The 13,237-nt window shown below is 63.5% G+C and carries 13 protein-coding genes; 6 read left to right on the top strand and 7 right to left on the bottom strand.

From position 1 onward, the window contains the following. Nucleotides 1-10: 10 nt before the first annotated feature. The 4 genes from Ga0609869_RS06935 to Ga0609869_RS06920 all read left to right on the top strand — a co-directional run bounded on the left by Ga0609869_RS06935 (nucleotide 11) and on the right by Ga0609869_RS06920 (nucleotide 2,931). Nucleotides 11-856, top strand: coding sequence for a peptidylprolyl isomerase (locus tag Ga0609869_RS06935; RefSeq protein ID WP_125408380.1), 846 nt, complete (start codon nucleotides 11-13; stop codon nucleotides 854-856). Between the two features lie 22 nt (nucleotides 857-878). Further along, nucleotides 879-2,261, top strand: coding sequence for a bifunctional glutamate N-acetyltransferase/amino-acid acetyltransferase ArgJ (gene argJ, locus Ga0609869_RS06930; RefSeq protein ID WP_125408379.1), 1,383 nt, complete (start codon nucleotides 879-881; stop codon nucleotides 2,259-2,261). Next, on the top strand, nucleotides 2,258-2,656 hold the full coding sequence (locus Ga0609869_RS06925) for a (deoxy)nucleoside triphosphate pyrophosphohydrolase (protein WP_125408378.1): 399 nt from the start codon (nucleotides 2,258-2,260) through the stop codon (nucleotides 2,654-2,656). Before argJ ends, Ga0609869_RS06925 begins: the two co-directional genes overlap by 4 nt. 137 nt (nucleotides 2,657-2,793) lie before the next feature. Further along, a complete protein-coding gene (locus Ga0609869_RS06920; RefSeq protein WP_170168872.1) occupies nucleotides 2,794-2,931 on the top strand; it encodes a hypothetical protein in 138 nt (45 codons plus the stop codon). Nucleotides 2,932-3,003: 72 nt separating this feature from the next. On the opposite strand, the gene infB is transcribed toward Ga0609869_RS06920, so the two are convergent. Genes infB through rimP form a run of 4 tightly spaced genes read right to left on the bottom strand, consistent with a single transcriptional unit; the run spans nucleotide 3,004 to nucleotide 8,368 of the window. After that, nucleotides 3,004-5,496, bottom strand: coding sequence for a translation initiation factor IF-2 (gene infB / locus Ga0609869_RS06915; protein ID WP_125408377.1), 2,493 nt, complete (start codon nucleotides 5,494-5,496; stop codon nucleotides 3,004-3,006). Then, complete coding sequence (locus Ga0609869_RS06910; protein WP_125408376.1) at nucleotides 5,493-6,125, bottom strand: RNA-binding protein; 633 nt, start codon at nucleotides 6,123-6,125, stop codon at nucleotides 5,493-5,495. Before Ga0609869_RS06910 ends, infB begins: the two co-directional genes overlap by 4 nt. 20 nt (nucleotides 6,126-6,145) lie before the next feature. Next, a complete protein-coding gene (gene nusA / locus Ga0609869_RS06905) occupies nucleotides 6,146-7,771 on the bottom strand; it encodes a transcription termination factor NusA (protein WP_125408375.1) in 1,626 nt (541 codons plus the stop codon). A 3-nt stretch (nucleotides 7,772-7,774) separates the two neighbouring features. Continuing rightward, nucleotides 7,775-8,368: a ribosome maturation factor RimP gene (rimP, locus tag Ga0609869_RS06900; RefSeq protein ID WP_125408374.1), complete on the bottom strand. Its 594-nt coding sequence runs from the start codon at nucleotides 8,366-8,368 to the stop codon at nucleotides 7,775-7,777. Nucleotides 8,369-8,953: 585 nt separating this feature from the next. Between rimP and Ga0609869_RS06895 the strand changes: the two genes are divergently transcribed. After that, complete coding sequence (locus tag Ga0609869_RS06895; protein WP_148102874.1) at nucleotides 8,954-10,228, top strand: hypothetical protein; 1,275 nt, start codon at nucleotides 8,954-8,956, stop codon at nucleotides 10,226-10,228. A gap of 19 nt (nucleotides 10,229-10,247) precedes the next feature. Here the strand turns inward: Ga0609869_RS06895 and Ga0609869_RS06890 are convergent, their stop codons facing one another. After that, complete coding sequence (locus Ga0609869_RS06890; protein ID WP_125408372.1) at nucleotides 10,248-10,889, bottom strand: class I SAM-dependent methyltransferase; 642 nt, start codon at nucleotides 10,887-10,889, stop codon at nucleotides 10,248-10,250. After that, complete coding sequence (gene pip, locus Ga0609869_RS06885) at nucleotides 10,886-11,875, bottom strand: prolyl aminopeptidase (RefSeq protein WP_125408371.1); 990 nt, start codon at nucleotides 11,873-11,875, stop codon at nucleotides 10,886-10,888. Before pip ends, Ga0609869_RS06890 begins: the two co-directional genes overlap by 4 nt. Before the next feature lie 72 nt (nucleotides 11,876-11,947). Here pip and ubiG point away from each other — a divergent pair, with 72 nt between their 5' ends. Further along, entirely contained in the window at nucleotides 11,948-12,694 is a 747-nt protein-coding gene (gene ubiG / locus Ga0609869_RS06880; RefSeq protein ID WP_125408370.1) for a bifunctional 2-polyprenyl-6-hydroxyphenol methylase/3-demethylubiquinol 3-O-methyltransferase UbiG, read from the top strand. 112 nt (nucleotides 12,695-12,806) lie between these two features. Here ubiG and Ga0609869_RS06875 read toward each other — a convergent pair whose 3' ends face one another. After that, a complete protein-coding gene (locus Ga0609869_RS06875) occupies nucleotides 12,807-13,199 on the bottom strand; it encodes a MarR family winged helix-turn-helix transcriptional regulator (protein ID WP_125408731.1) in 393 nt (130 codons plus the stop codon). Between the last annotated feature and the right edge of the window lie 38 nt (nucleotides 13,200-13,237).

The raw sequence follows: 13,237 nt of genomic DNA, 5'->3' as shown, positions 1-13,237 counted from the left end.
AGTTGCCCCGATGCCCAAAGTCCTTCGCCCCGTACTCGCCCTGACGCTGGCCGTCGGGCTCGCCGCCCCGGCCGCCGCCCAGGACGCGGATGCCGACACCGTGGTGGCGACGGTGGGCGACACCGAGATCACGCTGGGCCACATGATCGTGATGCGCGCGCAATTGCCCGCCGAGTACAGCCAGGTGCCTGACGAGATGCTTTTCGACGCGGTTCTCGACCAGTTGATCCGGCAAAGCGCAGTGGCGCAAAGCATCGCCGGCGATCTGTCGAAAGGCGCCGAACTGGCGCTGGAAAACGAACGCCGCTCGTTCCTGGCCGGCGAGGCGCTGTCCAAGCTGGCCGCAGCCGCGGTTACCGACACGGCGGTCCAGCAAGCCTACGACGCCGCCTATGCCGAGGCCGAGCCGACCATGGAATACAACGCCGCCCATATCCTGGTGGCGACCGAAGACGAGGCCAAGGCCCTGAACGAAGAGCTGGAGGGCGGCGCCGATTTCACCGAGCTGGCCAAGGAAAACTCGACCGGCCCGTCGGGCCCCAATGGCGGCGATCTGGGCTGGTTCGAACCGGGCATGATGGTCAAATCCTTCGAGGATGCCGTGATGGCGCTGGAGCCGGGCGAGGTGTCGGACCCGGTCGAGACCCAGTTCGGCTGGCATGTCATCAAGCTGAACGAAACCCGGATGAAGGCCGCCCCGCCGCTGGAAGAGGTGCGCGAGGAACTGGCCAACACCATCCAGCGCGAGGCGATCGAAACCGCCATGACCGAGCTGACCGAAGCAGCGGACGTCACGCGCGCGGAGGTCGAGATCGACCCGTCGCTCTTGAGCGACCGCAGCCTGCTTGACGAGTAACCCCGCAAAGGGAGGGGCGCCAATGGCCAAGAAGAAGTCCGACGCGAAATCAAAGGCGTCCGAAGAGATCAAGCCGCTCAAGCGCAAGGTCCAGAAACTGCGCAAGAAGCTGAAAGAGGCCCGCGCGCAAGCGCCGGCGCCCCCCCCTGCCCCTGCCCAGGCGAAAACGGTCTCACCGCTGGCGCCCGAGGGCGGGTTTGGCGCCCTGCCCCCGGTGCCCGGCGTCGATTTCGCCGCCGCAGCGGCCGGGGTGCGCTATGCCGGCCGTCCCGACGTGATGATGGCCCGCCTGTCGCCCGGTACGCAGGTGGCAGGCGTCTTTACCCGGTCGTCCACCCGCGCGGCGCCGGTGCTGGATTGCGAAGCCAAGATCGGGCTCGAGGCCGGGCCCGACGACGGCGCGGCCTTTCTGGTGAATTCCGGAAATTCCAACGCCTTCACCGGCAAGACCGGCGAAGATGCCGTGCGCGCGATCGCCACCGCCGTGTCCGACGCCGCGGGCGTGCCCGAGGCCCGCGTCTTTACCAGTTCGACCGGCGTGATCGGCGAGCCGCTGCCGCACGCGCGCATCACCGCCGTGCTGGACGACCTGACCGCCCGCCTGGCCCCGGATGCCGCACCGGACGCGGCCCACGCGATCATGACGACCGACACCTTCGCCAAGGGCGCCTCCGCCAGCGTCGAGATCGAGGGCGAGACGGTGCAGATCATCGGCTTTGCCAAGGGCTCTGGCATGATCGCGCCCGACATGGCGACGATGCTGGTCTATCTTTTCACCGACGCCAACATCGCGCGCGCCACGCTGCAAAAGCTGCTGACGCGGCTGACCGACGAGACCTTCAACTGCATCACGGTAGACGGCGACACGTCGACCTCGGACACGATCCTGATGGCCGCCACCTGCCAAAGCGCCGCGCCGGAAATCGGCGACATGCGCAGCCGCGCCGGGCGCAGCTTTGCCGACGCGCTGAAGGGCGTGATGATGGACCTCGCGCACCAGGTGGTGCGCGACGGCGAGGGCGCCACGAAATTCGTGGAAATTGCCGTCACAGGCGCCGCATCGCCCGCCGATGCCCGCAAGGTGGCGATGTCGGTGGCCAACTCGCCGCTGGTCAAGACCGCGCTCGCCGGCGAGGACCCGAACTGGGGCCGCATCGTGATGGCGGTGGGCAAGTCCGGGGCCAAGGCCGACCGCGACCTTCTGTCGATCCGCTTTGGCGACATCCTGGTGGCCGAGAACGGCTGGGTTGCGCCCGGCTATCGAGAAGGGGACGGGGCGGACTACATGAAGCGGTCCGAACTGGTGATCGGCGTCGATCTCGGGCTGGGCGAGGCCGAGGCCCGGGTCTGGACCTGCGACCTGACCCATCGCTATATCGAGATCAACGCAGACTACCGTTCGTGAAAACGGTTCTGGTCTCTGCCGTCGCGCTGATCGACGCCGACGGGCGGGTGCTGCTCAGCCAGCGCCCGCCGGGCAAATCCATGGCGGGCCTTTGGGAATTCCCCGGCGGCAAGGTCGAGCATGGCGAAACCCCCGAGGCGGCCCTCATCCGCGAGTTGCAGGAAGAGCTGGGCATCGATACCGCGGCCAGTTGCCTGGCGCCGCTGACATTCGCCAGCCACGGCTACGACGATTTCCACCTGCTGATGCCGCTCTTTGCGTGCCGGAAATGGACCGGCCTGCCCCAGGCGCGCGAGGGCCAGACCTTGCGCTGGGCGCGGCCCGAACGGCTGCGCGATTACCCCATGCCCCCCGCCGATATCCCTCTGATTCCGATTTTGCGCGACTGGCTGTAAGCCAGATTTACGCAATGTTATTTCGTACTTGCACGGTATTTGGTCATCAAATTGCGCAGTGTGACAATTTTATGCGTGATCTATGAAGAAAAACCGCCATTATTGTTTCCGGAAACGGAACTCATGGGGGATGAGGAATGATTCGGACGATTTCGATGGGTAGCTGTGTCTCGGTCCAGGGCGCCTTTGTGCGCAAGCTGCCGGACGGCAAGGTCGTGGTGCGCGTGGGCGAACGCGTCTACGCCGGGATACCGGTGGACAAATCGGCGGCCTGACCGTGAACGGATATCACTAAACGACAAGGACGGCGCCGGGCGCCGTCCTTTCGCGTTTGTTTGCCGGTCGCGTCAGTCGAGCTGTCGCTCGACCTCCTGCCGCTCGAAGATCTCGATGACATCGCCTTCGCGGATGTCGTCGTAATTCTCGAACGCCATGCCGCATTCCTGGCCCGACTGCACCTCGGGCACCTCGTCCTTGAAGCGCTTGAGCGTCTTCAGCGTGCCTTCGTGGATCACCACGTTGTCGCGCAGCAGGCGAACCCCGGCCGACCGGCGGGCGATGCCCTCGGTCACCAGACAGCCCGCGACCTTGCCGACGCCGGAGACCTTGAACACCTGCTTGATCTCGGCATAGCCGATAAAGGTCTCGCGGATCTCGGCGCTGAGCAGGCCGGATGCGGCGGCCTTCACGTCGTCCACAAGGTCGTAGATCACGCTGTAATAGCGAATCTCGACACCCTTCTGGTTGGCGGCCGTCCGCGCCGGCGCGTTGGCCCGCACGTTGAAGCCGAAGACAGGCGCGCCCGACGCCTCGGCCAGGCCGACATCGGTTTCGGTGATCGCGCCGACGCCCGCATGCAGCACGCGCACGCGCACCTCTTCGTTGCCGATCTTGTCCATCGCCTGGACGATCGCCTCGGCCGAGCCCTGCACGTCGGCCTTGACGAGAATCGGCAGTTCCTTGACGTTCTCGTCTTCCTTGGCCTTGGCCATCAGCTGTTCCAGCGTGGTGGCGGCCCCGGCGGCGGCGCGTTTCTCTTTCGCCTTCTCGTGGCGGTATTCGGCGATCTCGCGCGCCTGCGCCTCGGTCTCGACCACGTTCAGCACGTCGCCGGCCTCTGGCGTGCCGTTCAGGCCCAGCACCTCGACCGGCACCGACGGGCCGGCCTCTTCGACCCGCTCGCCGCGGTCGTTGATCAGCGCGCGGACCTTGCCCCACTGTTCGCCGACCACGAAGATGTCACCGCGCCTCAGCGTGCCCTTTTGCACCAGAACCGTGGCGACCGGGCCGCGGCCCACGTCAAGCTGCGCCTCGATCACGGCGCCCTCGGCGGCGCGGTCGGGGTTGGCCTTGATTTCCAGGATCTCCGATTGCAGCGCAATCGATTCCAGCAGTTCGTCAAGCCCCTGGCCGGTCGTGGCCGAGACCTCGACATCCTGCACGTCGCCCGACATCTTCTCGACGATCACCTCGTGCTGCAGCAGGTCGGTACGCACCTTGTCGGGGTTCGCCTCGGGCTTGTCGCACTTGTTGATCGCCACGATCATCGGCACCTTGGCCGCCTTGGCGTGATTGATCGCCTCGATGGTCTGCGGCATCACCGCGTCGTCGGCCGCGACCACCAGGACGACCACGTCGGTCACCTGGGCGCCGCGCGCGCGCATCGAGGTAAAGGCCGCGTGGCCCGGCGTGTCGAGGAAGGTCAGCGTCGTGCCGCTGTCCGTGGTCACCTGGTAGGCGCCGATATGCTGGGTGATGCCCCCGGCTTCGCCGGCGACCACCTTGGCGTCGCGGATCGCGTCCAGCAGCGAGGTCTTGCCGTGGTCGACATGGCCCATGATCGTGATGACCGGCGGCCGCGGCTGCAGGTCCTCGGTCTTGTCATCGACCGTGTCGATCACCTGTTCCACATCCGCATCCGAGACGCGCACGATCCGGTGGCCGAATTCCTCGACGATCAGCTCGGCGGTGTCGGCGTCGATCGACTGGTTTTGCGTAACCATCATGCCGTTTTGCATCAGCGCCTTGACCACGTCGGCCACGCGCTCGGCCATGCGGTTGGCCAGCTCAGATACCACGATGGTCTCGGGCACCTGCACGTCGCGCACGACCTTTTCGCGGCTCTCGGCACCGCCCATCGCCTTTTGGCGCATCCGCTCTTGCTTGCGCTTCATCGCGGCGAGCGAGCGTTGCCGCCCGCCTTCGCCACCGGCGAGCGCCTGGTTGACGGTCAGCTTGCCCGACCGGCGGCCATCGTCACCCTTGCCCTTGCTGCGCGGGCGTTCCTCCACCCGGTCGCGCTCGCGCTCCTGGCGGCGGGGGGTCGGCTTGGCGCCGGGTTGGGCCGTCTCTTCGACGGCCGCGGGTGCGGGTGCGTCGGCGGCGGCGGGCTTGGCGGCCTCGCGCTTCTTGGCGTCCTCGGCCTCCTTGCGCTTGAGCTCTTCCTCTTCGGCCTTGCGCTTGGCGGCCTCTTCGAGTTCGCGCTGCTCGCGCTCCTTGGCCTCGATCTCTTCGCGGCGGCGCTGGCGCTCTACGGCGCGGCGCTTTTCTTCCTCTTCGCGTTCATGGGCCTCGTCGGCCTCGCGCGCCTTGGCGGCCTGCAGCGCCTTCAGGCGGCGCTCCATCTCGGCATCGGAAATGCCGGCGGGACGTTTCGACGGGTCACCGCCCTGGGCGGCGCCCCCGGCCTTGCCGGCCCCGGGCTTCGGCACGACAACGCGCTTGCGCTTGGTTTCGACCACGACATTCTTGGTGCGGCCATGGGAGAAGCTTTGCTTCACCTGACCGGACCGCGAACCGCCGCGCAAACCCAGTGTCTTTTTGCCGTCACTATCGCTCATAAGGTCTTCGTACCCTTTCCGGAGGTCTTCCCCCCGTCTTCTTTGCGAACGCCCGAAAGCTTGGCGGCATCCTCTACTACACGTTCAGTGAGTCCGCCAGCCGCAAGCGCGCCATGTATCACATGTTCCCGTCCGAATGCCAAACCCAATTCCTGGGCGCTCAGACAACCTATAAATGCGCCTTTCGGGCGCGGGGGGCGCAGCTTGGCCTTGCCCCGTTCCGATCCGTCGCTGGCCTGGATCAACACCGCGGCGCGGTCTTCGGCCAGCCAGCCCTTTGCCTTCTCGTAGCCGGCCACGGCGAGGCCCGCCTTGCGGGCCAGCGACAGCCCATCGATCACCCGGCGCACCAGCCCCGCCTCGACCCGCTCGATCAGGTCGTCCGGCAGGGTGACCGGCTGTTTCGCGGCGCGGGCGAACAGCTTGCGCCGGATCGCCGTTTGCAGCGCCGCCCGGTCGGCCGCCACCCAGATACCGCGCCCGGGCAGCTTGCCCAGGAGATCGGCCACCACCTCGCCCTCGGGCGAGACGACAAAGCGGATCAGCACCGCCTTGGGCTGCACCTCGCCCGTTGCGATACAGCGCCGCTCTGGCGTCTCGGGCGCCGCTTTCGGGCCGCCGCGTGTCATGGCCGCCTCCGGTCGGGGTTTCAGGCAGTCGCCTCCGCTTCTTCCTCGCCGGCCTCGTCGTCCTCGTCAGGCGCTTCGGCCTCGAGATCGGCGGGGTCCACCCAGCCAAGCTGAATGCGGGCGGTCATCACCAGATGCTGGGCCTCTTCCAGCGAGACGTCGAACTTCTCGAGAAGGCCGTCATCCTTGACCCGCTCGCCATCGACGGTCGTCCAGCCCCCGGCAAGCTCCCAGTCGGCGCAGGTGGCAAAGTCTTCCAGCGTCTTGATGCCGTCTTCCGCCAGTGCCTCGATCATTTGGGGTGTAAGCCCCGCGAAATCAACCAGGCTGTCCTCGACGCCCAGCTCGCGGGCATGGTCCAGCGCCTTGCGGTTCATCGCTTCCAGGCAATCGCGGGCACGCGCCTGAAGCTCGCCGGCGGTGTCCTCGTCGACCCCGTCGATCACCAGCAGCTCGTCGATATCGACATAGGCGACCTCTTCGAGATTGGTGAAGCCTTCCGAGACCAGAAGCTGGGCAAAGAACTCGTCCAGGTCCAGCGTGTCCATAAAGAGCTTGGTGCGCTCTTCGAACTCGGCCTGGCGGCGCTGGCTTTCCTCGGCCTCGGTCATGATGTCGATATCCAGCGCGGTCAGCTGGCTGGCCAGCCGGACGTTCTGGCCGCGCCGGCCGATGGCGAGGCTCAACTGGTCGTCGGGCACCACCACCTCGATCTTGCCGGCCTCTTCGTCGATCACGACCTTCGACACCTCGGCGGGCTGAAGGGCGTTGACCAGGAAGGTGGCCTGATCCTCGTTCCACGGGATGATGTCGATCTTTTCGCCCTGCAACTCGTTGACCACCGCCTGCACGCGGCTGCCGCGCATCCCGACACAGGCGCCGACGGGATCGATCGAGTTGTCGTAAGAGATCACCGCGATCTTCGCCCGGCTGCCGGGATCGCGCGCCACGGCCTTGATCTCGATGATGCCGTCATAGATCTCGGGCACTTCCATCTTGAACAGCTCGGCCATGAATTGCGGATCGGTGCGCGACAGGAAGACCTGCGGGCCCCGGACCTCGTGCCGGACATCCTTGATGAAGCAACGGATGCGGTCGTTCGGCCGATAGCTTTCGCGGCCGATCTTTTCGTTGCGGCGCAAGATGCCCTCGCCCCGCCCGATATCGACGATGACGTTGCCGTATTCCTCGCGCTTGACCTGGCCGTTGATGATCGTGCCCACGCGGTCCTTGAATTCCTCGTACTGCCGCTCGCGCTCGGCCTCGCGCACTTTTTGCAGGATCACCTGCTTGGCCGATTGCGCGGCGATCCGGCCCATTTCCACCGGCGGCACCTCGTCGCGGATCTCGTCGCCCACCTTGGGGTCGTCGAGATACTGCTTGGCCTGCGCGACGGTCAGCTCGGCCTGGTAGTTTTCCAGCTCCTCATCGGCAACGACGGTGCGCACGCGGGTAAAGGTGGCCTTGCCGGTCTTGCGGTCGATCGCAACCCGGATGTCCATCTCGGACCCGTAGCGCGACTTGGCGGCACGGGCGAGGGATTCTTCCATCGCCTGCACGACCAGATCGGGGTCGATCATCTTTTCGCGGGCCACCGCCTCGGCGGTCTGCAACAGCTCCAACTGGTTGGCAGAGGTAATCGCCATCTCTCACTCCTCCTGGGGGACGGTGCCGTCGTCCGTCTCGATATCGTCGAATTCAGTGTCGTCCACGATGCCCGCGGCCTTGCGCTCGCGCAGCATCTGGCGGATCAGTTCGTCGGTCAGCACCAACTTGGCGTCCGACAGCCATTCATAGTTCAGGCCGATGGTGATCGCCTCGCCGGCCGGCCCCTCGATCTCGATCAGGACCTCGCCGTCCTCGACCCCGCCCAGAATGCCCTTGAAGCGCCGGCGCCCGTCGATCAGGTCGACGGTTTCCAGCTTGGCCTCGTGGCCCTCCCAGGTTTCGAAATCCTTCAGCCGGGTCAGCGGACGGTCGATGCCGGGGGAAGAGACCTCCAGCGTATAGGCATCCTCGATCGGGTCTTCCACGTCCAGCACGGCCGACACGGCGGTCGAAATCTCGGCGCAATCGTCCACCTCGATGCCACCCTCGGCGCGCTCGGCCATGATCTGCAAGGTCTTGGTCTTGCCGCCCATCAGCCGGATTCGCACCAACTCGTACCCCATACCCTCGATCACGGGGGTCAGGATCTCGGCCAGGCGCCGGTCGATGGCAGTCTTGGCGATGAGGTCGCTCATGGGATGTCCCAGCACGAAAAAACGGGCGCGCGGCCCGTTCATAAAAAACCGGTGGAGGCTCGGGGGTGGAGGCCGAACCGCCGCTGTTGAGGGGGATATAGGCAAAACCGCGCCCCGGCGCAAGAAAAACCAACGCGCCGAGCGCTCAACGTGACAAACTAGACTCAACAGAGCGTAATCGCTAGCACGACACACGAAACCCTTGACAACCGATTCGCCGATGAAGGAGAAAGAATCTATAGGTTGTTGTTCAGGAGGTCAAGTATGCTACATGATGTACTCTCCATTACGTTTGTTATAGTGGCAACAGTGCTCGGGATAGGCTTCATTGTTGGGGCACTCCGCGTGATGCTCGGCTCATCTGGAGCCTATGAGCTTAACAGGAGAGCGACGAAGGGTCCCTTTCGATCAATGGTTGGAGATATTCGAGGCCCTTATGTTGATGGAAGTTTGAGGGGAAACTGCGGCATTTCTTACTCGATTATGCGAGACGGAACTATTGAGTATCGAAAGCAATCAAAAATAAACAGAGAGTCAATTCGAGAAACGCACTATTGAGTTTTTTGAATGCTTGGATCAACATTCGTGGCATGGGTTCCCACGGTATCTGGGCGCCTTTCTTTTTCCATAATTGGACAAACTTCTTGGCCGCAACGTTGTGTTCGCGTATCGGATTTGGACGGCGGGGAGCGCGCAGTCTTTTTTCAAGAACGGTATTGCGATGACTTCACGTTTCCCTTTCTCGGAAGAATGAACCGTGTGAGGAACCTTGTATTTGGCATATTTTCTTTTCTTTTCTTTCGGGGCTGGACAACCGGCAGGCACTTTTTTGTATGCCACGCGCAACGTATCAAGTCGCAGGGGACCGAACTAGACTATCTGAGAGGAACCATTTATCCGATTCTTGCTTCAAGAACGGGAGTTATTGTGAAAAGGGAAATTCTCAATGACATTGTAAGCCTTGAGAACGCGGTTCGATTGAAGAGAGAAATCGAGCAATCCGCTGGTATCGAATGTTTAACAGAATCTCTAGAAGATCGTCTTCGCGGCGTCTGCCCAGTACTGGTAGATTTTTCCCTTATTAGGGATGGCTTAATAAGCCTCACGCCAAGATCTCCTCGAGAAGCGCCGGGCGGGCGCTTTCCAAACGACAAAGATACGCGCGACTACGTTGAACAGGCGTTTTTCTTCATTAGAGACATATCACATGAACATCAACATCATGACCCTTCAACGGACACCATAATAGTTATTCATGAAAAAAATAAGGAAGCTGCTGCTCGAATATTTTTTGATTTGTTTCGCTCAGTAATTAGATTCAAGAGAGTAAGAAACGTTGATAATATTGTCAATGCAGCCGGTGTCCTTTCTTATGCATCCTCATTCAAAAGCGTGGCAGCTGCCTATAAGAATGAAATAGGGGAACTGCCGAATGATTATCAAGTTGAAAACTTGTGCTCTTCACTTTCTGTTGCGCGAGAGAGTATTAACATTCAACAAGGTCAGCGCTCAAATGGAACGTCGCTATTTCTTACAATATTTTTCGGTTTCTTCTCGTTAATATTGTCTTTCACGTTGCTTAGCAGGTTTGCGGATAAAAATGATATCGCAAAAGTTCAGCCATCCCCTTTAATCATCAACACCACCAAATTGATTGCCGGTCATCCACTCGAATCTCTCGCAATCATTTTCATATTCGTTTTAGCGGTCGGTGATATGACGGGCTTCACGAATATTAGTAATCGCCGTTGGTTCGAAGACTGGCAGCGTCTAATGCAATTCATGCCAAAGTGGATTTTTGGCCCTATTACCGTTGTTGTCGGGCTTCTCTTCCTCATCCCGTTGATGCTTTTCGTCTGAATTATCCTTGCCGACATCACTATCTATTGAGCTTTCGTGCCACGATGAACAGCGGCTTCAGCGGCCCCGGATGCCAGTCTTCCTCGATCTCGAATCCGGCATCGGCAAGTTCGGCCTTGAGCGCGCCGGCCTCCAGGAAGGTCATTCGCGGCAGCACGCCCGCCAGACCGGCCACCCGCAGCAAGGCGCGGACATGCGGCGGCGCACCGGCAATGCAATAGGTGGACGAAACGAACGTGCCGCCGGGTTTCAGCAGGGCGTGAAAGCGGGCCAGCGCAGCGCGCCGGTCGGGCAGCAGGTGCAGCAGGCTGTGCGCCATCACCATGTCGAAACTCTCGGGCGCGGCGCCCAGGTCCTCAACGCTGCATTGCTGGAAATCGACGTTTTCGACGCCCGCCTCGGCGGCCTTGGGGCAGGCGATCTCGATCATCTTGCCGGAAAAATCCACCGCGCGGATATTGCCCGCATGGGGCGCGTGGTTGAGCGCCGTGGTGCCGGTGCCGCAGCCGACCTCCAGCACCGTTGCGTCGGGCGAAAGATGCGCGCGGGTCATTGCGAGCCTGCGCTCATAGCCCTCGGGGTCGCGCAGGGGCATTTTCGCGTAGCGCTCCGCCAGCCTGTCCCAGAACCGCGCCGCGCGCGGCGCGGCCGCGGCATTCACAGCCCCAATCCCGACGCCTGGCGCTGGACAGAACGGGTGGCGCGCACCAGTTCGGCGCTGATGCCGGGTTCCGACAGGGCGTGGCCGGCCAGCGGAACGATCCGCAGATCGGCCCGGCGCCAGCGTTCGGCCAACGCCCAGGCCGAGGCGGGCGGGCAGACCATGTCGTAGCGGCCCTGCACGATGGTGGCCGGAATGTCGGCGATTATCGGCACGTCATGCAGGATCTGGCCGTCGCGCTCCAAAAACCCCGCATTCCGGAAATAGTGGTTCTCAAGCCGCGCGAAGGCGCGCGCGTAGTCGGCGGGCGCCTCGCCGGCGGGGCCCTCGTTGTTGATCGAGGCCAGTGCGTTTTCCCACGCCGCCCAGGCGCGGGCGTAGCGCGTTTCCAGCATCAGATCGCCCGAGAAAAGACGCCGGTGATAGGCGGCGATCATGTCGTCCCGCTCGTCGTCGGGCACGAGATCGGCAAAACGCGCCCATAGATCGGGCCAGAACTGACCCGCCCCGCCGCCGTAAAACCAGGCAAGCTCGGCCTGGGTCATCAGGAACACGCCGCGCAGGATCAGATAGGCCGCGCGGTCGGGGTGGGTCTGGGCGTAGATCAGTGCCAGCGTCGCGCCCCAGCTGCCGCCGAAGACCACCCAGCGGTCGATACCAAAGCTTGCCCGAATCTTCTCGATGTCGCGCACCAGGTGCCATGTCGTGTTGTGGGCCACGCTGGCATGGGGCCGCGAACGGCCGCAGCCGCGCTGATCGAACAGGATCACGCGGTATTCGGCCGGGTCGAAATAGCGCCGCATCGCGGGGCTGCACCCGCCGCCCGGCCCGCCATGCAGAACGACGACCGGCAGGCCGCCGGGGTTGCCGCATTGCTCGACATAGATTTTATGGCCATCGCCCACGTCCAGCATGCGCTGGTCAAAGGGATCGACCGGCGGATAAAGAAACTGCGATGCGCGCTTTTGGCCTGCGGATTTGTCCATAACCGGCCTATATAACTCCCCGAGGCCACCCGTCAGGGGGTGTGTGACAAGACAACAGGAACGGAGCGCCCGATGCAAGCCGCAGAGACCACCGTCGATCCCGCAGAGGTTGCCAAATTCGAAGCCATGGCCGCCGAATGGTGGGACCCGAACGGCAAGTTCAAGCCCTTGCATATGCTCAACCCGTGCCGGCTGGATTACATCACCGGCCAGATCGCCGCAGAGTTCGACCGCGACCTCTCCGCGCAGCAGCCGTTCGAGGGGCTGCGGCTTCTGGATATCGGCTGTGGCGGGGGGCTTCTGTCGGAACCGATGGCGCGGCTGGGGGCCGATGTGACCGGCGCGGACGCCGCCGAACGCAACATCCCCGTGGCCCGCATCCATGCAGAGCAGTCGGGGCTGGAAATCGATTACCGCCACACCACCGCCGAGGCGCTGGCCGCCGCGGGGGAACAATTCGACGTGGTGCTGAACATGGAGGTGGTCGAACACGTGGCCGACCCGCTGACCTATCTCAGGGCGTGCAAGGCGCTATTGAAGCCCGGCGGGCTGCACCTCTGCTCGACGATCAATCGCAACCCGAAAAGCTTTGTCATGGCGATCTTCGGGGCCGAATACGTGATGCGCTGGCTGCCCAAGGGCACCCACGAATTCAACAAGTTCATCACGCCGGACGAGCTTTATGCGCTGATCGAACAGGCCGGCATGACCCCTGTCGACCGCAAGGGCTTTACCTTCAACCCGCTGACCTGGGACTGGTCGCTGTCCGATCGCGACCTCAGCGTGAACTACGTCACCGCGGCGGTGAACCGGGGCTAGCGGCGGCACCCAGGCGACGAAGGCTTTGCATTGGCCTGCGATGCGGGCCGGGCAACACCCGCGCAGCATGGCGCGACCCGACCCGCGCCAGCACGCCGCGTTCGGCGTATCGCTACGGATCGCCCTCCAGCTTTTGCCGCAAGAGCCTCAGCGCCGGCAGCGCCGCGCGCAGCCTTTCGGGCCCGATATCGGCCACCGCCCCGGCCAGCACCGGCGCAATGGCCTGAAGCGCGGCCTCGCGCGCCTTTCGGCCCGACGGGCTGATCGAGACCATCTTGCGCCGGGCATCGTCCCAGTCGGGGCGGATATGCACATGCCCGGCCCATTCCAGCCGGTTCAGCGTGTTTGTCATCGCCCCGCGCGTGACGTGGAACACCTGCGCAAGCTGCGCCGGGCTGCGTTCCTCGTTGATTTGCGCGAGGTGGTTGAGCACCGAGAAATGGCTCAGCTCCATGCCCTTGGGCAAGACCTTGGACAAGCGGTTGCGCGCCAGCTGGTCGGCCATGAAGATCTCGCTGAACAGCGAGACGGCTAATGTGTCGT

The organism is Rhodovulum iodosum (assembly GCF_041020385.1).
In the GTDB taxonomy this organism is placed as follows: domain Bacteria; phylum Pseudomonadota; class Alphaproteobacteria; order Rhodobacterales; family Rhodobacteraceae; genus Rhodovulum; species Rhodovulum iodosum.
Note: the sequence above shows the minus strand (reverse complement) of the source record. Positions and strands in the feature narration are given on the sequence as shown.

Coding starts and splice junctions, on each gene's coding strand:
- Ga0609869_RS06910 (WP_125408376.1), bottom strand. CDS start 6,125: ATGACACGCGGCGGCCCGAAAGCGGCGCCCGAGACGCCAGAGCGGCGC.
- Ga0609869_RS06920 (WP_170168872.1), top strand. CDS start 2,794: ATGATTCGGACGATTTCGATGGGTAGCTGTGTCTCGGTCCAGGGCGCC.
- Ga0609869_RS06935 (WP_125408380.1), top strand. CDS start 11: ATGCCCAAAGTCCTTCGCCCCGTACTCGCCCTGACGCTGGCCGTCGGG.
- rimP (WP_125408374.1), bottom strand. CDS start 8,368: ATGAGCGACCTCATCGCCAAGACTGCCATCGACCGGCGCCTGGCCGAG.
- argJ (WP_125408379.1), top strand. CDS start 879: ATGGCCAAGAAGAAGTCCGACGCGAAATCAAAGGCGTCCGAAGAGATC.
- ubiG (WP_125408370.1), top strand. CDS start 11,948: ATGCAAGCCGCAGAGACCACCGTCGATCCCGCAGAGGTTGCCAAATTC.
- pip (WP_125408371.1), bottom strand. CDS start 11,875: ATGGACAAATCCGCAGGCCAAAAGCGCGCATCGCAGTTTCTTTATCCG.
- Ga0609869_RS06875 (WP_125408731.1), bottom strand. CDS start 13,199: ATGGCCGACCAGCTGGCGCGCAACCGCTTGTCCAAGGTCTTGCCCAAG.
- nusA (WP_125408375.1), bottom strand. CDS start 7,771: ATGGCGATTACCTCTGCCAACCAGTTGGAGCTGTTGCAGACCGCCGAG.
- infB (WP_125408377.1), bottom strand. CDS start 5,496: ATGAGCGATAGTGACGGCAAAAAGACACTGGGTTTGCGCGGCGGTTCG.